Annotated in this window: 23 protein-coding genes; 13 read left to right on the top strand and 10 right to left on the bottom strand. The window is 29.0% G+C overall.

Features of this window, described 5'->3' with window-relative positions:
* Positions 1 to 3: 3 nt before the first annotated feature.
* On the bottom strand, positions 4 to 783 hold the full coding sequence (locus HRT41_12495) for a glycosyltransferase family 2 protein (protein ID NQY24843.1): 780 nt from the start codon (positions 781 to 783) through the stop codon (positions 4 to 6).
* Between HRT41_12495 and arsS the strand changes: the two genes are divergently transcribed.
* From arsS to HRT41_12470, 5 genes are all read left to right on the top strand, one after another.
* Positions 763 to 2,775, top strand: coding sequence for an arsenosugar biosynthesis radical SAM protein ArsS (arsS, locus tag HRT41_12490; GenBank protein ID NQY24842.1), 2,013 nt, complete (start codon positions 763 to 765; stop codon positions 2,773 to 2,775). The genes HRT41_12495 and arsS overlap by 21 nt on opposite strands.
* A gap of 36 nt (positions 2,776 to 2,811) precedes the next feature.
* Positions 2,812 to 3,474 carry a glycosyltransferase gene (locus HRT41_12485; GenBank protein ID NQY24841.1) on the top strand — a complete coding sequence of 221 codons (663 nt, stop codon included), beginning with the start codon at positions 2,812 to 2,814 and terminating at the stop codon, positions 3,472 to 3,474.
* Positions 3,456 to 4,898 (top strand): NAD(P)/FAD-dependent oxidoreductase, encoded by a 1,443-nt coding sequence (locus tag HRT41_12480; protein ID NQY24840.1) that lies wholly within the window; start codon positions 3,456 to 3,458, stop codon positions 4,896 to 4,898. The genes HRT41_12485 and HRT41_12480 overlap by 19 nt, the downstream gene beginning before the upstream one ends.
* Positions 4,888 to 5,562: a TVP38/TMEM64 family protein gene (locus tag HRT41_12475; GenBank protein ID NQY24839.1), complete on the top strand. Its 675-nt coding sequence runs from the start codon at positions 4,888 to 4,890 to the stop codon at positions 5,560 to 5,562. The genes HRT41_12480 and HRT41_12475 overlap by 11 nt, the downstream gene beginning before the upstream one ends.
* 90 nt (positions 5,563 to 5,652) lie before the next feature.
* Positions 5,653 to 6,231 carry an NUDIX hydrolase gene (locus HRT41_12470; protein ID NQY24838.1) on the top strand — a complete coding sequence of 193 codons (579 nt, stop codon included), beginning with the start codon at positions 5,653 to 5,655 and terminating at the stop codon, positions 6,229 to 6,231.
* Between the two features lie 38 nt (positions 6,232 to 6,269).
* On the opposite strand, the gene HRT41_12465 is transcribed toward HRT41_12470, so the two are convergent.
* Complete coding sequence (locus HRT41_12465) at positions 6,270 to 7,148, bottom strand: LysR family transcriptional regulator (protein ID NQY24837.1); 879 nt, start codon at positions 7,146 to 7,148, stop codon at positions 6,270 to 6,272.
* 107 nt (positions 7,149 to 7,255) lie between these two features.
* On the opposite strand from HRT41_12465, the gene HRT41_12460 reads away from it, so the two are divergent.
* Positions 7,256 to 8,296: a YeiH family putative sulfate export transporter gene (locus HRT41_12460; protein ID NQY24836.1), complete on the top strand. Its 1,041-nt coding sequence runs from the start codon at positions 7,256 to 7,258 to the stop codon at positions 8,294 to 8,296.
* 98 nt (positions 8,297 to 8,394) lie between these two features.
* The gene (locus HRT41_12455; protein ID NQY24835.1) at positions 8,395 to 9,093 is read left to right on the top strand and encodes a GntR family transcriptional regulator; all 699 of its coding nucleotides are present in this window, start codon (positions 8,395 to 8,397) and stop codon (positions 9,091 to 9,093) included.
* 1 nt (position 9,094) lies between these two features.
* On the opposite strand, the gene HRT41_12450 is transcribed toward HRT41_12455, so the two are convergent.
* From HRT41_12450 to HRT41_12435, 4 genes are all read right to left on the bottom strand, one after another.
* Positions 9,095 to 10,027, bottom strand: a complete 933-nt coding sequence (locus tag HRT41_12450) for a phospholipase A (protein ID NQY24834.1) — start codon at positions 10,025 to 10,027, stop codon at positions 9,095 to 9,097.
* 66 nt (positions 10,028 to 10,093) lie between these two features.
* On the bottom strand, positions 10,094 to 11,377 hold the full coding sequence (locus tag HRT41_12445; GenBank protein NQY24833.1) for a TolC family protein: 1,284 nt from the start codon (positions 11,375 to 11,377) through the stop codon (positions 10,094 to 10,096).
* Entirely contained in the window at positions 11,364 to 14,507 is a 3,144-nt protein-coding gene (locus tag HRT41_12440; protein NQY24832.1) for an efflux RND transporter permease subunit, read from the bottom strand. Before HRT41_12440 ends, HRT41_12445 begins: the two co-directional genes overlap by 14 nt.
* Positions 14,507 to 15,637: an efflux RND transporter periplasmic adaptor subunit gene (locus tag HRT41_12435; GenBank protein ID NQY24831.1), complete on the bottom strand. Its 1,131-nt coding sequence runs from the start codon at positions 15,635 to 15,637 to the stop codon at positions 14,507 to 14,509. Before HRT41_12435 ends, HRT41_12440 begins: the two co-directional genes overlap by 1 nt.
* 375 nt (positions 15,638 to 16,012) lie before the next feature.
* Between HRT41_12435 and HRT41_12430 the strand changes: the two genes are divergently transcribed.
* The 5 genes from HRT41_12430 to HRT41_12410 all read left to right on the top strand — a co-directional run bounded on the left by HRT41_12430 (position 16,013) and on the right by HRT41_12410 (position 19,520).
* Positions 16,013 to 16,324 carry a hypothetical protein gene (locus HRT41_12430; protein ID NQY24830.1) on the top strand — a complete coding sequence of 104 codons (312 nt, stop codon included), beginning with the start codon at positions 16,013 to 16,015 and terminating at the stop codon, positions 16,322 to 16,324.
* On the top strand, positions 16,299 to 16,493 hold the full coding sequence (locus HRT41_12425; GenBank protein ID NQY24829.1) for a hypothetical protein: 195 nt from the start codon (positions 16,299 to 16,301) through the stop codon (positions 16,491 to 16,493). The genes HRT41_12430 and HRT41_12425 overlap by 26 nt, the downstream gene beginning before the upstream one ends.
* Before the next feature lie 138 nt (positions 16,494 to 16,631).
* On the top strand, positions 16,632 to 17,480 hold the full coding sequence (locus tag HRT41_12420) for a universal stress protein (protein NQY24828.1): 849 nt from the start codon (positions 16,632 to 16,634) through the stop codon (positions 17,478 to 17,480).
* A gap of 4 nt (positions 17,481 to 17,484) precedes the next feature.
* Complete coding sequence (locus tag HRT41_12415) at positions 17,485 to 18,144, top strand: response regulator transcription factor (GenBank protein NQY24827.1); 660 nt, start codon at positions 17,485 to 17,487, stop codon at positions 18,142 to 18,144.
* On the top strand, positions 18,144 to 19,520 hold the full coding sequence (locus HRT41_12410) for a sensor histidine kinase (protein NQY24826.1): 1,377 nt from the start codon (positions 18,144 to 18,146) through the stop codon (positions 19,518 to 19,520). The genes HRT41_12415 and HRT41_12410 overlap by 1 nt, the downstream gene beginning before the upstream one ends.
* On the opposite strand, the gene HRT41_12405 is transcribed toward HRT41_12410, so the two are convergent.
* The 4 genes from HRT41_12405 to HRT41_12390 are packed head-to-tail and all read right to left on the bottom strand — an operon-like array spanning position 19,517 to position 23,283.
* On the bottom strand, positions 19,517 to 20,269 hold the full coding sequence (locus HRT41_12405) for a TSUP family transporter (GenBank protein ID NQY24825.1): 753 nt from the start codon (positions 20,267 to 20,269) through the stop codon (positions 19,517 to 19,519). The two genes, HRT41_12410 and HRT41_12405, sit on opposite strands and share 4 nt — an antisense overlap.
* A gap of 48 nt (positions 20,270 to 20,317) precedes the next feature.
* A complete protein-coding gene (locus HRT41_12400; protein NQY24824.1) occupies positions 20,318 to 21,817 on the bottom strand; it encodes a tripartite tricarboxylate transporter permease in 1,500 nt (499 codons plus the stop codon).
* Between the two features lie 8 nt (positions 21,818 to 21,825).
* Positions 21,826 to 22,278, bottom strand: a complete 453-nt coding sequence (locus HRT41_12395) for a tripartite tricarboxylate transporter TctB family protein (protein ID NQY24823.1) — start codon at positions 22,276 to 22,278, stop codon at positions 21,826 to 21,828.
* A 6-nt stretch (positions 22,279 to 22,284) separates the two neighbouring features.
* Entirely contained in the window at positions 22,285 to 23,283 is a 999-nt protein-coding gene (locus tag HRT41_12390; protein ID NQY24822.1) for a tripartite tricarboxylate transporter substrate binding protein, read from the bottom strand.
* Positions 23,284 to 23,455: 172 nt separating this feature from the next.
* On the opposite strand from HRT41_12390, the gene rpe reads away from it, so the two are divergent.
* Entirely contained in the window at positions 23,456 to 24,097 is a 642-nt protein-coding gene (gene rpe / locus HRT41_12385; protein NQY24821.1) for a ribulose-phosphate 3-epimerase, read from the top strand.
* The last annotated feature ends 5 nt before the right edge of the window (positions 24,098 to 24,102 follow it).

Below are 24,102 nucleotides of genomic sequence, written 5' to 3'. Positions count from 1 at the left end.
CTCTTAAGTATAATATTTCACAAGGTTTTTTGGTTTTACTCCTATAAAATATAGGCTAATTAAAAGCCAATTTCTAAGTGTCGTATAAAATAAACCTTTGTTTTCCCATTTTCTTGGAGATGTACGAACTTTTTCTTTTAAAATCTTAATTTTGTATCTTTTTTTCTTTAGTTTTTGCATCAAATTAACATCTTCCATTAAAGGAATTTCTTCATAAAATCCTATATTTTCAAAAATATCTTTTTTAATAAAAATGGCTTGATCTCCATAAGGCAAAGACGTTAAACGAGAACGAATAGAAGCTATTTTAGAAATTAATTTTAAGGCTTTTTTTGAAGAGTCAAAAGACAAATCAAAAGCACCTGCAACAATATCATTGTTTAAACTCTCCCTAATTAAGTTAAGTGCATTTTTAGGTAAAATGGTATCTGCATGCAAAAAAAGTAAAATCGAACCACTAGCAAGGTGAGCTGCTTTGTTCATTTGTTTGGCTCGTCCTTTTTCCGACGTGATTTTTATGATATTTTCAAGGTGTATCTCTTTTATTGTAGAGTCTTTATGCCCATCAACTACAATAATTTCATCATTTTTTAAAGAATTATTTTCCAATAAAGCCTGTAAAAACAAATTAATTTTCTTTTCTTTATAAACGGGAATAATAATTGAAATTTTGATGCTTAATCCTTTATTGTATATACTTAATAAACGAAAACTACATAGTACTTTACTATTATATCTAATGTAAAATATAAGGAAGAATTCATGAGTAATTTCTGGGAAAATAGAGTGTTATTAAAAAACAAGTTTGATTTAATTCAAATTAATATTGGAGATTTGTGTAATCTTAGTTGTAAACACTGCCATGTAGGAGCAAGTCCTAAGGGTGTGAAAAATATGAACAAAGATACTGCTCTTAAAATTATTGATAAGATTTTATCAATGAAGATACAAACGATTGAATTTACAGGTGGAACACCTGAAATGAATGATAACTTTTTACTTTTTTTAGAAAAACTCTTTGAAGGGGGAAAAACCTTAGTTGTTAGAACCTCTTTAACCGTCTTAGAAGATGAAAAATATTCACATTTTATTGATATATATATAAAATACAAAGTAAAAGTAATTGCTTCTTTGCCTTCTGTGTTTGAAGAAACGACTAGTAAACAAAGAGGAAAAGGGGTATATGATTCTACTATTGAGTTATTACGACGTTTTAATACTATGGGTTATGGAAAAGGAGATTTAAATCTTGACCTAGTTTATAATCCTGTAGGCACTTTTCTTCCAGCAGCGCAGAGTCAATTAGAGCTTGAATATAAAACTATTTTAAAAGAAAAGTTTGATGTTTCTTTTAATTCATTGGCCACTATTGTAAACATGCCAATCAAACGCTTTAAATTTGATTTAAACAAACATAAGGTGCTTGATGAGTATATGAATACTTTAAGAAGTAAATACAATGAAAACACCTTAGATAATATTATGTGCAGAAATATTCTCTCAATTGATTATGAAGGTTATGTATACGACTGTGATTTTAATCTGTCTTTGGAGATGAGAATCAAAGCGTATGAGAATACGTATTTTTGGGATATTGATTTTTCTAATTTTAAGCCTGAAATTTCTTTTGATTCTCATTGTTATGCCTGTACGGTTAATTCTGGCTCTTCTTGTAGTGGAGAAGTACTAAAAGAAAAAGCAGTAAATACAAAAGAAGAAGAGATGGATTACCAAGAAAATGCAAAAGAATATTATGGAGAAATTTTGTCTTCTTCCTCGGATTTAAAAACATCGGCTTGTTGTACTATTGATATGATTCCTAAAAGAATAAAAGATACCTTGCCTTATATAATGGATGAGATTAAAGACAAATATTATGGCTGTGGTTCACCTATGCCAGAAGTATTACAAGGCGCAAAGATTCTTGATTTAGGATGTGGTAGTGGGCGTGATGTATATATTTTATCAAAATTGACAGGGCAAGAAGGTTTTGTTTATGGAATTGATATGACAAAAAATCAAATTGATGTTGCAAAAAAATATCAAAACGAACAAACAAGACGTTTTGAATATAAAAAAAACAATACCTCTTTTATTCATGATTATATAGAAAATATAGACAAACATTTTAAAGAAAACTCTTTAGATATTGTGACATCCAATTGTGTTATAAATTTATTAAAAGATAAAAAAGAAATCTTAAAAAAAGTACATACACTTTTAAAAGAAGGTGGAGAATTTTATTTCTCAGATGTATATTCAAACAGACGCTTAGGGCAAGAACTTAAAACAAATAAACTGTTACATGGGGAGTGTTTAGGAGGCGCTTTGTATGTGAATGATTTTATTACTTATGCAATAGAAGCTGGTTTTGTTGAACCACGCTTGGTTTCTTCAAAAGAAATCGAAATCTTAGATCCCAATATTAAAGAACTTCTTGGGAATATTAAGTTTTATTCATTAACGTATAGACTTTGGAAAATAAAAAACCTAGATTCTGTTTGTGAAGATTATGGACAAAGTATTATTTATAAAGGTGGAATTGAATATTGTAAAGCAGAGTTTTTATTGGATGCAAATCATCTTTTTGAAATTAACAGACCTGAGCATGTATGTAAAAATACAGCGGATATGTTAATGAAAACAAGATATAAAAAGTATTTTGAACTACAAGGTAATAGTAATACCCATTTTGGAGAATTTAAAGCCTGTGCTACACTTGCTAGTATGGCTAAAAATGAAGAAAAAGAAAATGGGGTAGTAGCATGTTGTTAAACCTAACTACATTATTAACTGGTTTTGAAGATTTTTATGAATAAAAACCTACTTATTATTTTTGTAAAAGAACCTAAAAAGGGTTTTGTTAAAACAAGACTGGCAAATAAGCTTGGAGATGAATTTGTTTTAGAGTTATATAAATGTTTTGTAAAAGATTTGCTTGTGAATGTAGAATCAAAAAACTATGATATTAAAATGTATGTAACAGGTTCAAAAGAAAAAACACAAAAAATATTTAACTTTTCTTGTGTTTTTTCACAAGTTGATGGTAATTTAGGGCTTAAAATGAAAACAGCTTTCATGAATGAATTTGAATTTTATGAAAAAGTAGTTTTAATCGGAAGTGATACGCCTCATATTAGACATTCTTTTATAAATGAAGCTTTTTTAAAATTAAATACAAAAGAAATTGTATTAGGCCCTGCTGATGATGGAGGATATTATTTAATTGCTTTTAATAAAACAAGCTTTAATAAAAATGTCTTTGAAAATATTTCTTGGAGCAGCCCTATGGTTTTTACCCAAACCTTACAAAAACTAAATGTTAAAAAATTAGCTTTGCTTGAAAATTTAAATGATATTGATGACAGTGAAGATTTACAAAGATTTTATGATGAGTTTAAACACAATGATTTTATGCTTGATCACACATTACACTATTTAAAGGAAAGTACTTCATGGAAAAATTTGACGTAATTATTATTGGAGGAGGTCCTGCTGGTCTTGTTTCTTCTAAATTGTTAAAAGCTTTTGGAAAAAAAGTTGCTATTGTAGAAGAAGCTTTATTAGGAGGGGATTGTACACACAGTGGATGTATTCCTTCAAAAGCTTTATTAAAATGTGCCAATGTTGCTTATGAAACAAAACATATTTCAAAATATGGCCTTGCTTCAAATGACGTAAAAATAGATACAAAAAATGTACTAGCTCATGTACGTTCAATCGTAGCAGAAATTTATTCTCATGAAACACCTGAAATTTTTGAGAAAGAAGGTATTTCTATTATACAAGGAAGAGCCCATTTCATTAGTGAGAATGAAATTAAGGTCAATGATAAAATCTATTGCGCAAACAAATACATTATTGCAACAGGTTCAAGTGCTATTATTCCTACAATAAAAGGAATAAAAACTGTTCCTTATTTAACTAATGCAAATATGTTTTTACAAGAAAAGATTCCAGAATCTTTGATTATTGTAGGAACTGGTGCTATTGGTATTGAAATGGCCAGTGCTTTTAATCGTTTGGGATCAAAGATAAGTTTATTTTCTAGGTCAAGTGGAATACTAAAAACGTATGATGAAGAACTAAGTGGTATTTTACTTAAAGAGCTTATAAAAGAAGGTATTTCTTTTTTTTCAAATAGCAAATTATTAGAAGTTCAAAAAACATCAAATGGTATTTCTTTAGATTATGAAAGAAAAGAAAAATGTGGAAATATCCAAGCCCAAAAAATTCTTTTTGCAATAGGAAGAAAAGCCAATAGCAATATTAATTTAGAAAAAGCAAAAGTGACATGCAATGAAAATGGAATAATAGTAAATGAATATTTACAAAGTGCGAATAAGAATATTTATGCCATTGGAGATGTGAGTTCTGCTTATAAATATACGCATATAGCAGAACAAGAAGCAATTAAAGCAGCCTCAAATATTGTTTTACCTATTAAACAAAAAATATCATATGAACATATTGGTTCTTGTATTTATGCCCAACCAGAACTTGCACATATTGGATTAAATAAAAAAGAAATAGAAAATAAATATAAAAAGAATGAATACAGCATTTATAGTTTTGAATATAAAAACTCTGATAGGGGATATACGGATGTAAACAAAGTGGGTATGATAAAAGTATCTGTTTTAAACAATGGCAAAATTCTTGCTGCTAGTATTTTAGGCTCGCGAGCAGGGGAGTTAATACATCAATTACAAATAGCAAAAACATTTGATATTTCTTTTGATAAATTATCCAAAATGATATACTTATATCCTACGTATGCAGATATTATAAAACAACCAGCAAAAAAGTTTTATATCAACAAACTCTTAAACAACAAAGCTTTATTATTGTTAAAAAAGATTTTAAGTGTATTTAAAAGTAAAAACAATGAAAACTAGATTATTTTTTGTAGCAGTATTTATACTTTTTGTTTTTGCAATTAAATATTTTGAGCTGGACAGTTTTTTTTCTTTTGAAAATCTTAAAAATCAAAAAGATTCTTTATCTGCTTTTGTACAAAACAATTATCTCTTAAGTGTTTTATTGTTTATTTCTTTATATATTTCTGCAGTAGCTTTTTTATTACCTATTGCTACACTCTTAACCTTAAGTGGAGGCTTTTTATTTGGAAGTGTATATGGATTATTGTTTGTAAATATAGGAGCTACTCTTGGAGCTATAGCAGCTTTTAGTTTTGCACGTTATATTTTAGGGGCAAAACTACAAAAGAAGTATGAAGTAGCTTTAAAAACCTTTAATAAAGAACTTGAAACAAATAAGTACCAGTATTTGTTTTCTTTGCGTTTTTTGCCTATTTTCCCTTTCTTTTTAGTAAACTTTTTATGTGGTATTACCAAACTTGATCTTAAATCTTTTGTTATTACTACGTCTTTAGGAATAATTCCTGGTTCATTTGTTTATACTTATGCAGGAAGTCAATTATCAAGTATTAATGCCCTAAGCGATATTTTCACTCAAAATATATTGTTTGCTTTTTTACTTTTGGGCTTATTATCTTTATTGCCTATATTTATTAAAAAAATAAAAGCAATGCTAAAATAAAGTTAATTTACAAAGGGACTAAAGTAAAGATTTTTTTTTAGATAAGCCTTAGGCAAATATAAATATACTTGTACAGCTAAAAGGTATACTATGAAAAATCAAATTAAAAACTTTAAAAAACAAGATCTTAAAAATACAAATTATGTAAAACCCGTACAACTGACTTATACCTTAAATGGAATCGATAAAATATGGGAAGCCGTAGAGAGTTTTTCTTCTGTTTCTGTGCTTTTATATCATGAAGAAAAAAATGCATTTTTACTCGTAAAACAGTTTAGAGCACCTGTTTATTTAAATGATAAAAGCAAAGAATTTACCTATGAATTATGTGCAGGACTAGTAGATAAAGACAAGGCTTTAAATGTAATTGCAAAAGAAGAAATAGATGAAGAATGTGGTTACGATGTTCCTTTAGAAAAAATAGAAAAAATATCTTCTTTTTTTACAAACGTTGGAATAAGTGGAGGCCTTCAAACACTGTTTTATGCAAAAATCAATAATGCTATGAAAATACACGAAGGGGGCGGTATTAATGATGAACAAATTGAATCGTTTTATTTACCCATTGCTGAGTATGAAGAATTTATGTATGATGAGAGTAAAGCTAAAACCCCTGGTTTGATGTTTTCTTTTTTATGGTTTCTTCAAAAAAAACAAAAGAGTCTCTAAAACGTTTATTAAAAATAAAATAGAGACTAACTCACATATTAAAGCTGTTTAAATCGTTTTTTGACAAAGAGTTTAAAAGAGTTAAACAGTTTACTTTTGTATTTTTGTTTGTGATAAATGCAATAAAAATTTCTTTTAATGCTAATGTTTTTTAATTTTATTTCTTTTAAATGTTTTGTTTTTAATTCTTTTTGAACGGCTACTTTTGAAATACAAGTAATGATTTCTTTGTTATTTACCAATAACATTTTAATCTCTTCAAAATCAGAATATTCCATGAAAATATCAAGAGAATCACTTATTTCATCAATTTCTTTTAAAAAAACATCTCTTGTTCCTGAACCTTTTTCTCTTAAAATCCATTTTTTGTTTAATAGTTGATCCAAATATAATTCATTGGGCAGGGATTCATCACAAGATACTACAATTAAATCATCTTGTCCCAATACTTCTTTTATAATATCTTCCTCCTTGGATATTATTTCAATAAACCCAAGGTCGAGTTTTCCCTCTTTTACCATCTGAATAATACGAGTAGAGTTTGTAATTTGTTTTTGAATAGAAATATTTTGATGCATAGAAAGATAATCAAATACAATTTGTGGAAGAATGAAATTTCCTATGGTTTTACTAGCAGCAATATTAAGTATTCCTGAAATTTTGACTTCTTTAAAGTTCTTTTGGGCATCTTTTAAAGACAGAAAATGTTGATGTGTTTTCTCTTTAAAGATTCTTCCTCTCTCATTTAATACGAGTTTTTTCCCTAATCTATCAAATAAAGGTTCCTCTAGTTTTTTCTCTAAAGATTTTATTGCTAAAGAAATAGCAGATTGACTCATTCCTAATTTTCTTGAAAGTCCAGATACATGAGTGTTTTCACATAATAGGTAGAATAATTCCAGTTCTTTTAAGGTCATTTTATTCCTTATTGATTTTATATATCATTATATTAAATTTAATATATTTTACTTATTAAATGATTTGTTATAGAATTGTAAATATTAATAAGGCAAAAGGATAAACTATGGAAAAAAGTGGAATCTTAAAAAAACAGGTTCTTCCCAAAATATTTTATGGAATAATCTTGGTGGCTTCTTTTGCTATTGTTTCTACTGTACTTTCAAAAATTCCTTATATTCAAAGTCTTGGGCTTAGTCCTCTTATTATTGGAATAATACTAGGAATTGTATATGGAAATACCCTTGGAGTATATTTACCTCAAAAATATTCCATAGGAATAATTTTTTCAACAAAAAAACTTTTAAAAATTGCTATTGTATTTTATGGATTTAGAATCACTTATCAAAGTATTTTTGAATTGGGATTATCTGGTTTTGTAGCTGGTGTTTTAATTGTAACAATGACATTTACTCTTGGTTATTTTATAGGAGTGAAACTTTTGAAATTAGATGCACATACTACTATCCTAATAGCAGCAGGAAGCTCTATTTGTGGAGCCGCAGCTGTATTAGCTACAGAATCTGTTTTAAAAAGTGAAGCGTATAAAACAGCAATTGCCGTATCTTCAGTTGTTGTTTTTGGAAGTACTTTAATGTTTTTATACCCCTTTTTATATAAAATAGGATTTATTTCTTTGGATGAAAGTGAGATAGGTATTTATATTGGCGCTACTTTACATGAAGTAGCAAATGTAGTGGCTGCAGGAAATGCAATAAGCCAAGATGTTTCAAACGATGCTGTTATTGTTAAAATGATTCGTGTAATGATGCTTGCGCCTTTTTTAATAATTTTAGCTTTGTTTTTAAAAAATAAAACAAGTAGCGTTACAAATAAAACACCTCTTTTTATTCCTTGGTTTGCCCTTTGTTTTATTTTAGTAGCAGGTTTTAATTCTTTAGATTTATTACCTTCTACTTTTGTATACGCCATTAATGAAGTAGATACTTTTGTTTTAACAATGAGTATGTGCGCACTGGGGATGGAAACAAGTTTTTCTAAATTTAAAAATGTAGGGCTTAAACCTTTTTATCTATCTAGTATTTTATTTCTTTGGCTTATTTTTGGAGGCTATTATATTACAAAGTTTTCTATTAGTATTTACTAGCTAAAGCGCTTTTTATTTTAGAGCTATAATCATTTTTTAAATAAGAAGATGTTTTTTTAAATTGGTTATAATACGAGTTCAAGATTAAAAGGAACAAGGTGCAGTATATACATGACGAGGTTTATTTAACTCACTTACAAGCGTCAAAACTAAGTAAAACTAAAAATTTACAAAAACAGATATATAAACTCTTATTGGATTTAATTACAAAGGGTATTTTGCAATCCATGGTAATATTATCTGATAAAAAAATTTCACTTACTTTGAATGTAAGTAAAAGTCCTGTACGTGAAGCTCTTAAACGCTTAGAACAAGATGAACTTATTCGTATTATGCCTCAAAGTAAAACCTATGTTTTACCTATTAATATAAAAAAAGTAAGAAGTTCTTATCTTATAAGAGAAGCTTTAGAGTTAATGCTTATTAGAGAAGCAATTAAACACGTAACACAAGACGATATCCTAATCTTAGAGTCTTTGCTTCAAAAACAACAAGTGGCAATTAATAAGGATGATATACAAAATTTTTATCTATACGATGTGGCTTTTCATTTCCATCTTGCAAAAACAGCAAAATTATTAGATGCTTGGACTATTTTGGAAAAAATAAATTTGCATATTGATAGAGTACGATGTCAAAAAAATGTTACTTCAAGTTTAAATGTACAGTCTATAAAAGATCATGCAGATATCTTAGAAGCCATTAAAAATAGAAATCAAGAAGAAGCAAAAAACTTAATGTCTTTGCATCTTACACGTGTTATTGCTTTAATAGATAAAGAACTAGATAAAGAATAAACTAGCGTGATAAAGAGATACCAACAGAGATTCTATTAATTTCTTTGTCATAATCAATTAAACTTTCCCCATAACCAGAAGACAGTTGAACATAAGCAAAAGCATTTTTTCTAAAAGCAAAAGAATAATCTATTTGTATTAGTCCTTTGTTTTCTTTATTTAATTTAAAATTGTTTCTTAGTTTTAATTTTAGAATATTGTGTCGATACACATAAGAGAAATTCATTTCTCCATAACCATAATACTTATATAAATCAGGGTTATCATCTTTAGAATCTGGAATTCTATACCAAACTTGCGGTTTAATAAACATATCTCCTACTTGAAAATAAGCTTCTGCATATATTTTATTCCATGACCGAGATTGTTCCCCTTCTCTTCCATTGGATTCATGCATTAAAGAAAGTTTATACGCTTTTAAAGAGGTATGATCAAGGTTTTTATAGGGAAACAAAATATAAAGTTCTGGTTTGTAGTTTGTTTCCCTAAAAGGGGCAGATTCTTTGTATATCTGCCAAAATGAGGTTTGAGTATAAGCTAAATTAATGGTTTCATTAAGAGAGAAAAAATTATATGAAATCGGTTTTTTGAATGATATTTGAAATTTTGCCTCCATATTTTCTCTGTCTTTCTTGTTTTTTAAGTCGTAAGAAAAAGGCAGGAAATAATTGTCTTTATAGGGATAAATATCAAAAGAAGAAGTAATCACTTGTTCAATACTTTGATTTGTTTCTTCATCTTCACTTTTGTCTATGTTTTCATTAAAAAATTGTACTTGTTTATTGGTTATGCTGTCTTTTTGAAGTAGCTTTTTGTATAAAATATTTGCTTCTTTATATTTTCCTTGTTTTTCCAGTTCTTGTGCTTCTCTTAAAACATCATTATTGGCAAAAAGCAAAGACGAAAGAAAGAGAAGGGAGTATATTTTTTTCATGGGCTTAAATATTTTCTTTCTTTACTTCTTTTATTCTTAAAGAACAGAGTTTACTGCGTGCATATTTCATTTTTGACCTTTATTATAGAGAATAGAACTAGCATACTCTAAATTTGCAATTGAAATTTCATAGGAATAATAAATATCAACCAAAGAGCTTAGTGCTTTTGTAAACTGGACTTTAGAGGTGTTTAACTCATAAATATCATTTAAACCATTTTTATATCTTTCTTGGGATAAATACAGATTATCTTTTGCTAAAGCAAGGCTTTCTAAAGAAAGTTTTGTACTCTCATAGTTTTCCAATAATGAAATATACGCTGCACTTATATTTTCTTGTATTTTCAATTCTTCTTGTACTCTTTTTTCTTTATTTTGATTGAGTGCACTTTTATTTTTAAGTACTTTGGCTTTAGAAGAAAAACCTGTGAAAAGATCCCATGAAAGGTAAACTCCTACAATATTTTGTTCTTTGTCTAAAAATTGTTCGTGGGAGAGGGTATTATTATAAGATGCTTGTATATTTACTTTTGGAAAAAACTCTGCATTGCTACTGCTTAAGGCATCTTTATTTCCTTGAATTAAGTATTCATACATTTTAAGTTCATATCTGTTTTTTAAGCCTTGAGCCAAATAATATTCTAGGTCTTGTAAAGGAGGGGCAATCTTTTTACTTAAGTCTTTAATATCGCGTTTTTCTTCTTTTATAAGATATTTTTCTTTTGTACCTAAGAGAGAAATCAAACTATTGTAGGCTTGTTTTAATGCAAAGTTTGCTTTTATTAAGTCCAGTTTTGATGTGGATAAAGAAAGTTTAGCATTTGAAATATCAATTTTACTTTTTATTCCTGCATTTACATACTCTTGTATTCTATACAATTGTTGGGCATCTATGTCAACAGATTGTTGCGCTACTTTAATCAGTTCATAATTCTTTAAAATACTGAAGTACGCTTTTTTGACATCAAAACTAACTTTAGAAACAATGCTTAATACTTTTTCTTTGGACGCATTATAATTACTTTTACTTGCTTTTATACTATAAGATGTTTTTCCAAAATCATAAATAAGTTGTTTGGCTATAAGAGAGTATGTTTTTACGCTCTTATCTTTGACAGCAGATGAAGCTTGTTTTATATCATAAGAACTAAGATCTGCATTGGCACTTAGTGTAGGTAAATATGCAGCTTTTGTACTTGTAATATTGGCGTATTGTTCTTCTTTAATATATTTTTGTATTTGAACAGAAGGATTGTTTTTTAATGCCAGTTCAAGTAAAGCCTGCAAATCAAGGCTTGTACTTGCTTGTAAACTCAAACTTGATAATAGAATAAAACTAAATACTTTCATTGTTTTTTTCCTTTTTCATTTTTTTCTTTTCTCTTAATCTTTGTAAAACAACAAATAATACGGGACTTAAAATAAACGTTAATATGCTTGATACTAACATTCCTCCAAAAACAGCTGTTCCTAAAGAGGCTCTAGCTGCTGCCCCTGCGCCGCTTGCAAAAACAAGAGGTAAAATACCCAGAAGAAAAGAAAAAATAGTCATTAAAATAGCTCTCATACGTAAAATAGAAGCTTTTATAGCTGCATCTACAATACTCTCTCCTTGATCTCTTAACTCTTTTGCAAACTCTACAATTAGAATAGAGTTTTTGCAGGACATGGCTATTAGAAGGACCAGTCCAATTTGTGTATAGGTATTGTTTAAAAGACCTGCCATCATATTTGCACCTAACGCGCCTAACATTACAATAGGAATAGGTAACATTATCATTAAGGGCATCAACCATGATTCATATTGTGCTGCTAAAAATAAAAATACGATAAAAATAGATAAAGCAAAAATATACATTGCCGCATTTCCTGCTTCTTTTTCTTGTAAACTTAAGCCTGAAAAAGAATAAGACATACTTGAAGGAAGGCTTTTAGCAATGTTTTCTATACTTCTTAGAGCATCAGAGGAACTAAAACCTTCTTTAATATTATGTATACCGTTAACCGAAATACTTTGGTAAGAGTTAAAATGCGTAATACTGTTTGCACCTACTATTTCTTTGATACTTAAAATGGCACTTAAGGGTATTAGTTCCCCATTTTTGTTTTTAACAAAAAAACGTGAAATATCATTTTTATTGTCTCTGTATTCTTGCTGTGCTTGGATAAAAACTCGATAAGATTTTCCAAATTTAGAAAAATCATTGACATATAAAGAACCTAAATAAGACTGTAATACAGCAAATACATCGGATAATTTAATATTTAAAGCAGCCACTTTATCTCTGTTTACATCAATAAAAAGTTGTGGATATTTGGAATTAAATGTGGTATAGGCCATCATTATGGTATTTTCTTGATTTAATTTCTGTATAAATTCTTTTGCATGGTTCTCAAAATCAAGTAAAGGAATATTTTGTATGTTTTGAAGTTTTAATTCAAAACCTCCTACTGCTGAAATACCAGGGATAGAAGGCATATTAAAAACTCTCACCTTAGCATTGTCAATACTTTGCGTTTCTTGATTGATAGAGCTAATAATACCATTAATAGATGTTTGAATGGTTTTTCTTTTTTCCCAATCGTCTAAAACAATAAATAATGTAGCCGTAGATGAATCAATTGCGCCTGAAATAACAGAAAAACCTGGAATACTTAGAACATCAGAAACGCCTTTTGTATTTTGTATAATAGCACTTACTTTTTTGGTTACTTCATTGGTTGTTTTTAGTGTTGTTCCTGCTTCAAGACTTATAGATGCCAATAATGTACCTTGATCTTCATTGGGAATAAAACCAGTAGGCAGAATTTTAAAAGCCATAAAAGTTGCGCCTAATAATAAAACATAAATAACTGCAATGCTAATCCAGTGTTGAATTAATTTTCTTAAGATTTTTTCATAACGTACTTTTAGTGCTTCAAGTGCTTTATCAAAAGCTTTAAAAACAGCATTTTTTTCTTGATCTTCTCTTTTCCTTTTGAGGACAGTCGCACATAAAGCAGGCGATAAGGTCAAAGCATTCAATGATGAGATAATTACTGCAAAAGCGATAGTGGTTGCAAATTGTTGATACAGCGTTCCTGAGATTCCTGGAATAAAAGTGACAGGAATAAAAACAGCTAATAAAACAAGCGTTGTAGATATAATAGGTGCAAATACTTCTTTCATTGCTTTTGTTGTGGCTTCTTTTAAAGAAATATCAGGATTTTTTTCTAAGTTTGCTTCAACATTTTCAACCACAATAATTGCATCATCTACTACAATTCCAATTGCTAGAATTAAACCAAAAAGAGTGAGTGTATTGATTGAAAAATTCATAGCCAAAAGAAGAGCAAATGTTCCTACTAAAGAAACTGGAATGGCAATGGCTGGAATAATAGTGGTTCTAAACGATTGTAAAAAGAAGTATACAACTAATAAAACTAAAACCAAGGCTTGAAATAAAGTAATAACCACTTCTTTAATAGATGCTTCAACAAACTTAGTTGTATCATAAGTGGCTTTTATTTTAAGACCAGGAGGAAAGGTTTTTTCAACTTTTTTTAAAACCTCTTGAATATTTTTTGCAAGTTCCAAGGCATTTGAGCCAGGCAATTGATAAATACCAAGCATGGCTGCATCTTTATTGTTTAATCTTGCATCCCATGAGTAGGTTTCAGCTCCTAATTCAATGTTTGCAATATCTTTAAGTTTTATTTGAGAGCCATCTTCATTTTGTTTTACAATTATGTTTTCAAATTCTTCAACGGTGTTTAGTTTGCTCTTAGAAACAAGAGAATATTGAAACTTGGCATTAGAATCATTGGGACTGGCTCCAATACTTCCTAAAGCTGCTTGCAAATTTTGAGCTTTAATAGCAGCACTTACATCATTTACGCTAAGTTTTAAGTTGGACAAAATATTGGGATTAATCCAAATTCTCATAGAATATTTTTTCTCTCCTAAGTTTTGCACATCTCCTACTCCTTTGATTCTTTTGAGTTCTTCAATGATATTAAGGCTTGCAAAATTGGATAAAAATAAAGCATCATGATCCTCATTCGAAGAGGATAGGGTTAAAATTTGTAACATTGAGGTTGATTTTTTTTTGGTAATTACCCCTTGTTGTTTGACACTTTCAGGCAAAGAGGGAAGGGCTAAAGCTACTCTGTTTTGAACATCAATGGCTGCTGTATTTAAGTCATAACCGGATTCAAAATATAAATTAATATTGGAACTTCCATCAGAAGAAGAGATTGAATCCATATAAATCAAACCTTCTAAACCATTGAGTTGTTGCTCCAAAGGAGAAGTAACAAAACTTTCTACACTTTTGGCACTTCCCCCTGTATAAGAGGCTTTAACTGAAATGGAAGGAGGTGAAATCTCTGGAAACTGAGCTACTGGCAATATGTTTAAAGCAATTAAACCAATCAAAATAATGAAAATAGCAATTACTTTTGCAAAAATTGGACGTTTGATAAAAAATATTGAAAACATTATAAGCCTTTTATATCAATAGAATTCGGACGCTCTATTCCTTCTACTTTTTGTGCTATTTTTAATTTGTTAATAGCACTTATAATGACCTTATCTCCTTCTTTTAATCCTTTTTTTATAATAACTAAGTCTTTGTTTGAATAAGTGATTTCCAGTTGTCTGATTTCAATGCTGTTTTCTTCATTCACTATATAAACATAAGCTCCCAATTGGTTTCTTGATATTACTTTTGGAGAAAGTGCAATAAAAGGAATCTTATCACTTATAAATAGTTTTATATCCACAAATGTTCCTGGAAATAAAATATTGTCTGTATTATTAATACTGGCTCTTAAAGCAACTGTTCCCGTACTTTCATTGCTAATAGTATCAATAAAATCTAATTTTCCATACAGTTCCAAATTTTTATTGGCATTTTGTGGAATGACTTTTATCTTAGGATATTTTTCTGCTTTGTATTTTTTAATTAAAGAAACTTCATTGGCACTTGGATTAAAGTTTACATAAAGAACATCGCTTTGAACAATATTGGCTAAAACAGTATTTGTATTAATCATATTCCCTATATCTAAAAGAGCTTTTCCTATACTTCCTTTTATGGGAGCTTTAATAATAGTATATTCAAGATCCAATTTTGCTTGTTTAATAATGGCTTTATCCGCAGTAATTTGGGCTTGCAGTTGTTCTTTGACTGCTATTAATTCATCCAGTTTTTCTTTGGGAGCCAGTTCTTTTTGTACTAAAGGTTTGTATCTGTTGACATTAGCAAGTGCCAATTTCAAAGAGGCTTTGTTTTTATTAAGTGTGGCTTCTTTTTGCAATAAGGTAATTTTATATTCGCTGTCATCAACTTGGAATAAGGCTTGCCCTTGGGTAATTTTTGAGCCAGGAGTAAAAAGTATTTTTTTTAATTCTCCTTGTACTTTTGCTGTAATGGAAACATTTTTAGAGGCTTGTGTTTTTCCTGAGAAATTAACCCAAATAGCATAGTTTTGTTTTTTTATGGTATTAATATTGACCTGTGTTGTTTTTTTTATTACTTCTACTTTTTTTTCTTCTTTATCTGAGCAGGCCTGAAAAAAAACAAGAGTAGAGAGTAAAGTCATTGTTAAAATATATTTTGTTGTCATTAGAACTTCCTTATTGGTATGAATCATATTAAGATAATAAAGTGTCAATTTGGTTTTATAATTGTTATGTATTTTACAAGAAAAAAGGTAAATAAGTAGAATAAACGTAAATATTTAAACAATTTAGTATACTATAAAGTTATTTTACATGCTGTAAGAAACAATAATACTAGTTTTATGCTTTAAAGAAAGCCTTTTAATATGATTTTACTTCTACAACTCACAAAATTTTTCTCTTTAAACACAGGCAGATTAAAAAAACTCTTTATCTATAATAAGTGATTTTTTCATTATTCATTTCCTTTATCTTAAAGTATTTTATTTCCACACCCTTTGAACACTTTTTGTCTTTATACTAGAGAACAAGGAGTATACATGCACATTAACAATATTATAAATGTAGAAGCCAAAAGATATGTTTTCCCAAGTTATGCAAAGGAAGAAAATAGCGATGTTTTACAAAGTCCTGGCATCAAAGAAGTAGAAAAAGAAAAAGATATATATTCAAAAGAGGAAAAAACTGTTTTATATTATAGTTATAAAAATAATCAAATGACAAAAAATGTAATGGATATCTTATTTGAAAAAGAAGCAGAACAAAAACATGAAGTGTCGGCACTTTCTCTTTCATCGTATCAAAAAAATCAAAGAGAACAAAAAAATGAAGTTTTTTCCTATTATGTATAAATTCAAAATATTATTTTTATGTGTTCTGATTACTTTTTTACTCTATTTTTTATTGGATAAAGTATTATTAAATGAAAATATGTTTACAAAACAGAATGAACAGCCTGTTTTTTCTTCTTTAGTAATCTCTTTTAATGAAGAAATAGAAGGTGTCTTTTTCATAGAATAAAAATATTTTCTTAGTTTGAAAGAAGGAGTAAATTCTTCTGATTTTATTTACATTTTTAGAGCCTATACTTTATATAGAGTTTTTCTGAAAGCTTAATGACAGTTAAGTTTGCTAAAATTTTTATATAAAGGATGTCAAATGAATTACAAAAAAATGTTTTTTCCTATTGGTGGAGGAGAAGAGTTAGAAGAAAGATTACATGGGGCTATGTTAGTGGCTAAGTATTTTAATGTAAATCTGGAATTTTTACTTTGTTTATCTAATCCCAATCGTAAAATGCTCAATACCATTAATTTACCTTTAAACATTCAAGAAGAAATCTTGGCCGTTCTTGAGGGGCAAGTACAAGTTGAAGAAGAAAAGTTTTCTAAACTTTTCAAAAAATTGGCCAAAGATAATGATATTGAAGTAAGTAAACTTTATTATAAAGACAGAGCTTCTGTTTATTTTACAAGTAAAGATGGACTAAGAAGTGATTTGGTAAAACAAGCATCAAAATTTTGTGATTTAGTAATAGCTGCTGCTCCTCCTTTAGGTGTCTCTACTGCTACCTTTGAAGCTGCTGTTTTAAACAGTGGAAAACCTGTGTTAATGATTCCTAGGAATATGCAGATTTTTGATGCAAATAATATCGTGATTGGTTGGAATAATTCCCCAGAGGCTTCACGTGCAGTGACTTCGGCAATTCCTTTATTGCAAAAAGCAAAAAGAGTGCATATTGTATCTTCTTTAGAGTATTCAAAAAATGATGATAATATGAATAATTTACTTTCTTATTTGGCATATCATGATATTGATGCTACTTTTGAAATTGTAGAAACAACAAAAGTTCCAGGAGAAGCTTTATTAAATGCGGGACTTGATGGAAATTTTGATTTAATCATTGCAGGTGCTTATGGACATAGAGGGTTAAGAGAATTAATGTTTGGGGGAGCTACCAGATATTTACTTGAGAACTCCGTGTTACCTATTTTTATGTCACATTAGTTTAATGAAAATATTACTTTTAGAAGATAATGAAACACTTTCTTATGGAATATATAAAAAATTAAAAGAAAACGCTTATGTTGTTGATCAATTAAATGATGGAATGGAAGGTTTACTTGCTTTAAAAACAGGATCTTATGATTTACTTATTTTGGATTTAGGTTTGCCTTCTTTGGATGGAATTGATATTATCAAAAAACTACGCAGAAATAAAGAGATTATTCCTATTCTTATTATTTCTGCAAGAGATAAATTAGATCAAAGAATATTAGGACTTGATACAGGTGCAGATGATTATTTATGCAAACCTTTTGAATTAGACGAAGTAATTGCACGCGTACATGCGCTCTTAAGACGCAGTAAAAACAAAAGTTTAAAAACAATTAAATACAAAGATTTAGAATTTGATTCCAAAAGCAGAACCTTACGTAAAAATGAACAAAATATAGAATTAACAAAAAGAGAATTAAGTATTTTTGAATATTTATTGTTTAATTTAGATACCGTTGTTAGTAAAGAAACCATTGTTGAGCATATCACTTCTTATGATGATGATTTTAATCCTACTGCTGTTGAAATATATATTTCAAGACTTAGGAAAAAACTTTCTTTTTCAATTAATTTAAAAACAGTTAGAGGTTTAGGTTATATCCTAAATTCATAATGAAAAAAAACATTCAATCCATTCGTTCGCGCTTATTAATATGGTTAAGTATTCCTTTAAGCATATTTACAATTATTTTATTTGTTTATATTTATTTTTTGGTGAATCAAAAAGTAAATGACTTTTTTGATAAAACGCTTTATGCTACGGGAAAAAGTATTGAAGACAGTATTGGAATTGAAGAGGGTGTTTTAAGTGTTGATTTACCTTATTTTGCAATTGATTTACTCTCATCAAATGGTGCTGGCTTGATTTTTTATTCTGTTGTTGCAAATGAAGATAATCGTTTATTGGTGGGTTATGAGGATCTTTTTAATAAAGATGTTTTAAAAAAACAAGACAAAGTATTTTATAATACAGTATATGCAGGTGTAACTTTGCGTGTCGTATCTTTTAAAACATCAATAATAAAAGAGAATAAAGTTTATTATTCAAGTATTACCATAGCAGAAAGTACAGAATCAAGAGTCCAAACAATCAATGATATTTTAAGTTCTTTATTTATCATTTTGTTCAGTGTTGTTCTTTTTACTATAATTATTTCTTTAATTGCTGTGAAAAAAGGTCTTTATCCTTTGTATTTATTGCAAAATTTAATATTAAAAAGAGATTCAAGGGATTTAAAAACAATACACTTTGACGCACCAAAAGAACTGGAAGAAATTCTTAAAAGTATTAATATACTTTTAGAAAGAAGCCGTGATAATATTGAATATATTGAGCACTTTAATTCTGATGTTTCTCATCAATTACGTACACCATTAGCTGAAATAAAAGTAACACTAGAACTTATGTATGAAAAAGACAATAAAGAATATATTTCTTTACTTAAGTTGGTTAATTCCATGAGTCATATTACTGAACAGCTTTTACTCTATGCAAAAAGTAATCCCAATAGTATAAATCTAAAGCGCTTTAAAAAAGTAAATTTACGTGTATATTGTAAAAACTACGGACTTCGTATTGCTACAAAAATATACGCAGAAGGTTTTGAATTTGCTTATGAAAGTTTTAGTGAAGATGTTTTTATTGATGTGGATACAATAATGTTGGACTCTATGCTGGATAATATTATTAATAATGCATTGTATTATGCAAGAGATGAAAAAAACAAAGCCTTAGGTACTATTACTTTGTGTTTAGAAAAACACAATGAAACCCTTTGGATTAAAATTAAAGATCAGGGAAAAGGCTTAAATAAAAAAGAATTAAAACATATTTTTGAGCGGTTTTACAGAGTCGATTCCTTTAAAAGTGGCAGTGGTTTAGGACTTAGCATAGTAAAACAAATAGCTCTTTTACACAATGCAAAAGTGGAAGCACGAAGTGATAAGGGTTTAGAAATTTCTATTATTTTTCCTTATTTGAAGACTTAGTATTGAGAAATTAAAGCTTCAATTAAAAGTTTAAATCCTAAAAGTAAAATAACGTATTTCAGCATTATTTTAAATAATTTGTTACTGGATTTAGCTAGAAGTTGTTTCCCAATAAATATACCCAAATAGGAGCTTAGTATTAATAAACTTATTAGAGATAACCAAGGTAAATAATCAAAACCAAGGGATGCAAACAAGAAAGATTTTATTAAGTTTTGTGTACAAATACACCAAGCAATTGTAGCAATAATTTCATGTCTCTCTTTTAAAAAAGAGGCTAGAAATAATGCAAGCAATGGTCCCATTACTCCCATAAACATAGTTAAAAAACCAGTTAATGCTCCAAAACCTACTATTGTTACAGCACTTATTTTCACTATTTTAAAATTAGGAAGCAGACTTAAACTTATTATTCCAAGTCCTAAAATGAGTTTTAAAATAAAATCAGGAAGGGTAATTAAAATATTTGATGCCAGATAAAAACCTAAAGCAGAACCTAGCATAAATAAAATATAAAATTTCTTTAAAAAGTGTTTTCGAAATAAAAATGAACGAAATACCCCAGCCCCACCTTGTGTTAATGCATGAATAGGAATTAAAACCTGTATTGGCAAAAATTGTCCCATTGCAGCAATAATAATTAATCCTCCTCCTGAACCAATATTGGTTGAAATAATTGCTCCTAAAAAACAAGATAAGAGAAGAACAATTAGTTCAAATAAAGACAATGAAGCTGGAAATATATCCATTTATAACCTTTTTAAACAAGCATTTTACTGCCTGTTTAGATAAATAATTTATTTTTTTTGAGTAAATTTTTGTATGAGTTTAGATCCAAAAAGTGAAAATAATAATAAGGACATTATAACCAGTGTAATTGGTCTTTCAAAAATATATGAAAAATTGCCACCTGATATTTGTAAGGTTTGAACCAAAGAACTTTCAGCCATGGCTCCTAATAACATTCCAATTACAGCAGCTGGCACTGAAAAATTATAGCGTCTAAATAACCAACCAATGATTGCAAATACTAATACTGTATTAGGTCCTGACATATTTCCTGTTAAACCAAAAGAACCAGAAACAGCAAGTATTAGTACAGAAGGTACTAAATAGGTCATTTTTACTTTTATAATAGATGCTAAAATAGGAATTAAAAGAAGCCCTAAAATAACAAGTAAAAATACTTGCCCAAAATTAGCAAAAATAATAGCATAAACAATGTCCATTTCTTCTCTTATAAATTGTGGTCCCCCTGTAATATTGTGCATAGAAAAAGCTGCTAACATAACTGCTGTTGCTCCTCCTCCTGGAATTCCAAGTGCTAAAAGTGTTGCCATTGAACCAGCTTCTGAAGTCGAGTTTGCAGCTTCTGAGGCTACTACTCCTTTGGGGTTTCCTTTTCCAAAAGAATCAGGATCTTTATCTCTTCTTTTTGTTTCAATATAAGACAAAAGATTTGACACAGAAGACCCAACTCCAGGAACTGCACCAATTAAAACACCAATAATTGAGCCTCTAATTAGAATTACAGGATAAGAAAATGCTTTTTTAAAGCCCTTAAGAATTTCAGAAATTCGAACTTGTCTTTTACTTTCATCTTCAACTAAAAATTCAGTTTTTACGAGTTTGAAGAGTTCAGATGCAGCAAACATTCCCATCATTGCAGGAATTACAGGAATGCCATCGGCAAGAATTTCAATGCCCATAGTTCCTCTCATAACACCTGCTTCACTAAAGCCAATCGTTCCTATTAATAAACCAAATAACCCTGCGATTAAACCTTTTGTAACATGTTTTCCTGTTAAAGAAGCAATAAGAGTTAAGCCCCATAAAATTACAATAAACATTTCAGAAGGGCCTAACTTAAGGACAAATAAAGACATAGGTTTTATTAAAAAAAACAATAATATATAACCTAAAAAAACGCCAAAGGTTGAGGATCCAAGTGCTAAACCTAGGGCTTCATTGTGTCTCCCTTGTTTTGCCATTGGATAGCCATCGAATGCTGTTGCAATAGCAGAGGAGGTTCCTGGTATATTCATTAATATAGCAGGAACTCCTGCTCCAAAACCACCTCCTGTAAAAATGGCTGTTAAAAACAACATAGCTTGTAAAAAGTCCATGTATAAAGTCATAGGCAAAAATATAGCCATAGCCATAGAAGTTTGTAAACCAGGGGTTGCACCAAAAAATAAACCTATCATAATTCCAGGAATTACAACAAGCCAATAAGAAGGCTGCGAAAAAAGTAAGGTTAAAGCTGCTTGAGCAGCTGGTATATCTATTAAATCCATTATTTATCCTAATAATCTGTTGGAAATACCATCATAGGCATTGGGTAAGGTAACATCATAGAGAAGAAAAATGCAATTAAAAATCCAAATACTATAGAATATCCAATAATCCATGTCCACCTTGTTTCTCCATGGAAAAATAAAAACAGGGCTAAAAATATTACTGTTCCTAAATCAAAGCCGAGATATTCTAGAGTAATTACATATAAAGCAAACAGTATCATTACTGGTATTACAGTAGAAAAACTCTCTTTTTTTTCTTTTTCTTCTTTTGTATCGTCTTTTGATGTAAAAAAATCATAAAGACACAAACACAAAGTAATGGCACAAACAGGGAGAATTAAAATCATATTCTCTAAAGAACTTGAAGCATTGTGTGCATCCAATGCGTACCATACTACAAAAGTCGCCAAGCATAAAATTACTATGCTATTGGCGATTCGTTCATTTGAAATTGTCATTTTATATTACTTTTTTAAAAGATAAGCATATTCTTTGAAAATATCATAAGAATCTTTTATTAATTGGTTGGATTTTTCAGGTCCTGTCCATGTATATCCAATATTGCTTTTTTTCAAGAATTTTTGAACACCTTTTGTTGCTAATGTTCTTTTCATTGCTTGGGTTAAAATATCAAAACGTTCTGGATACTTATTTTTAAATTTTGTTGAAACTGCAAAACCTCTCATTGAACCAGGAAAAACAGGAAGTTGAAAACCTAAAGGAGCTATTGCTTCATTTAATGTAGGCGCATCCCATTGTTTCATTCTTTTGTCTTTTACAATAGCTAAAGGACGAATAAATTCTCTTATACTTTCACTTCCTTGGGCTGAAATCGCAATTAAATCAACTTGACCTCCAGCTACTGCTGTTCTTGCTTTTCCACCTGAACTATAGGTTACTAGATTAAGATTTTCTAAAGGTACTCCATATTTTTTTAACAATAAATTTAAAATTAAATGTCCACCACTTCCTTGAACTACGGCCGCTTTTACCGTTTTAGGTTTGTTTTTAATTTCTTCCATTATTTCAACCATAGATTTGAACTTTGTATCTTTATTAACTGCTAATAATTCAAAATCAAACCATTGAATATTAATAAATGAAAAATCTTCTATTTTATATTTAGCGGAGCCTGTTAGAATAGTTGTTGCCAAATAAGGTGCAAACGTAGATCCAAAAACTGTGTAACCATCAGCTGGTCTCTTTAATACATAGTTTGCTGCAATTTGTGTTCCTGCACCTTTTTTATTAATGACTTTAATTCTTTGTTCAATTTCATCTGAAAAAAAGGTGGACATAGATCGTGACATTCTATCTGCACTTCCACCAATACCAAAACCAACAACTACATTTATTGCTTTATTGGGATAATTTTCAGCTGCCATACTGGATGTAATTAATCCCAAACCTAATAGGGAAACGCTTGCCAATTTCATTGTTTTTTTAAGTAATTTTGTATACATTTTCACTCCTTAATTTTGTTATAAAAGACTTTAACATACAAAGCTATCGTAAAGCTTTCAAAAACAAAAACAGCTTTTAAATATCCACAAAAAAAGTATAAAAAATAAAACTTATTTTATTTTCTAATACAAAAAATGCTATAATCGCGAAATATTATATTAAAGGTTTGAAATGTTAGTTGCACCTTCAATTCTCTCAGCAGATTTTGGAAAATTAAATGAAGATATAAAAGCTATTTGTGATGGCGGCTGTGATTTAATTCACGTAGATGTTATGGATGGGCATTATGTTCCTAATATGACTATTGGACCTGTTGTTGTAAACAGTGTTGCAAAAATTGCAACTAAACCTTTAGATATTCATTTAATGGTTGAAGACAATAATTTTTTTATTGATTTATTCTCACATTTAAAACCCAAATACATCTCTTTTCATATTGAAAGCGAAAATCATCCCCATAGAATTATTCAAAAACTGCGTGCTTTAGGGATTAAACCTGCAATTGTTTTAAACCCTCATACAAGACCAGAAGAAATTGAATACTTATTGGCTGATTTAGATATGGTTTTATTAATGTCTGTAAACCCAGGTTTTGGGGGTCAAAAATTCATACAAAGCGTTGTTGATAAAACCAAAAAACTAAAAACGCTTATTAATAAATACAATCCTTCTTGTTTGATTCAAATCGATGGGGGAGTGAATGATAAAAATATACATGAGCTAAAAGATGCTGGGGTTGATGTTGTTGTTGCTGGTTCTTATGTTTATGGAGCAAAAAACATAAAAGAAGCGATTTCTTCTTTACAAATCTAAGGTTT

The organism is Campylobacteraceae bacterium (assembly GCA_013215945.1).
Taxonomy (GTDB): domain Bacteria; phylum Campylobacterota; class Campylobacteria; order Campylobacterales; family Arcobacteraceae; genus NORP36.
Note: the sequence above shows the minus strand (reverse complement) of the source record. Positions and strands in the feature narration are given on the sequence as shown.

Excerpts from the sequence above, each read along its gene's own strand:
- HRT41_12400 (NQY24824.1), bottom strand. The coding sequence starts at position 21,817 with ATGGATTTAATAGATATACCAGCTGCTCAAGCAGCTTTAACCTTACTT.
- HRT41_12445 (NQY24833.1), bottom strand. The coding sequence starts at position 11,377 with ATGAAAGTATTTAGTTTTATTCTATTATCAAGTTTGAGTTTACAAGCA.
- rpe (NQY24821.1), top strand. The coding sequence starts at position 23,456 with ATGTTAGTTGCACCTTCAATTCTCTCAGCAGATTTTGGAAAATTAAAT.
- HRT41_12410 (NQY24826.1), top strand. The coding sequence starts at position 18,144 with ATGAAAAAAAACATTCAATCCATTCGTTCGCGCTTATTAATATGGTTA.
- HRT41_12405 (NQY24825.1), bottom strand. The coding sequence starts at position 20,269 with ATGGATATATTTCCAGCTTCATTGTCTTTATTTGAACTAATTGTTCTT.
- HRT41_12425 (NQY24829.1), top strand. The coding sequence starts at position 16,299 with ATGAAGTTTTTTCCTATTATGTATAAATTCAAAATATTATTTTTATGT.
- HRT41_12440 (NQY24832.1), bottom strand. The coding sequence starts at position 14,507 with ATGTTTTCAATATTTTTTATCAAACGTCCAATTTTTGCAAAAGTAATT.
- HRT41_12435 (NQY24831.1), bottom strand. The coding sequence starts at position 15,637 with ATGACAACAAAATATATTTTAACAATGACTTTACTCTCTACTCTTGTT.
- HRT41_12430 (NQY24830.1), top strand. The coding sequence starts at position 16,013 with ATGCACATTAACAATATTATAAATGTAGAAGCCAAAAGATATGTTTTC.
- HRT41_12465 (NQY24837.1), bottom strand. The coding sequence starts at position 7,148 with ATGACCTTAAAAGAACTGGAATTATTCTACCTATTATGTGAAAACACT.
- HRT41_12450 (NQY24834.1), bottom strand. The coding sequence starts at position 10,027 with ATGAAAAAAATATACTCCCTTCTCTTTCTTTCGTCTTTGCTTTTTGCC.
- HRT41_12420 (NQY24828.1), top strand. The coding sequence starts at position 16,632 with ATGAATTACAAAAAAATGTTTTTTCCTATTGGTGGAGGAGAAGAGTTA.
- HRT41_12485 (NQY24841.1), top strand. The coding sequence starts at position 2,812 with ATGAATAAAAACCTACTTATTATTTTTGTAAAAGAACCTAAAAAGGGT.
- arsS (NQY24842.1), top strand. The coding sequence starts at position 763 with ATGAGTAATTTCTGGGAAAATAGAGTGTTATTAAAAAACAAGTTTGAT.
- HRT41_12395 (NQY24823.1), bottom strand. The coding sequence starts at position 22,278 with ATGACAATTTCAAATGAACGAATCGCCAATAGCATAGTAATTTTATGC.
- HRT41_12470 (NQY24838.1), top strand. The coding sequence starts at position 5,653 with ATGAAAAATCAAATTAAAAACTTTAAAAAACAAGATCTTAAAAATACA.
- HRT41_12480 (NQY24840.1), top strand. The coding sequence starts at position 3,456 with ATGGAAAAATTTGACGTAATTATTATTGGAGGAGGTCCTGCTGGTCTT.
- HRT41_12475 (NQY24839.1), top strand. The coding sequence starts at position 4,888 with ATGAAAACTAGATTATTTTTTGTAGCAGTATTTATACTTTTTGTTTTT.
- HRT41_12415 (NQY24827.1), top strand. The coding sequence starts at position 17,485 with ATGAAAATATTACTTTTAGAAGATAATGAAACACTTTCTTATGGAATA.
- HRT41_12390 (NQY24822.1), bottom strand. The coding sequence starts at position 23,283 with ATGTATACAAAATTACTTAAAAAAACAATGAAATTGGCAAGCGTTTCC.
- HRT41_12460 (NQY24836.1), top strand. The coding sequence starts at position 7,256 with ATGGAAAAAAGTGGAATCTTAAAAAAACAGGTTCTTCCCAAAATATTT.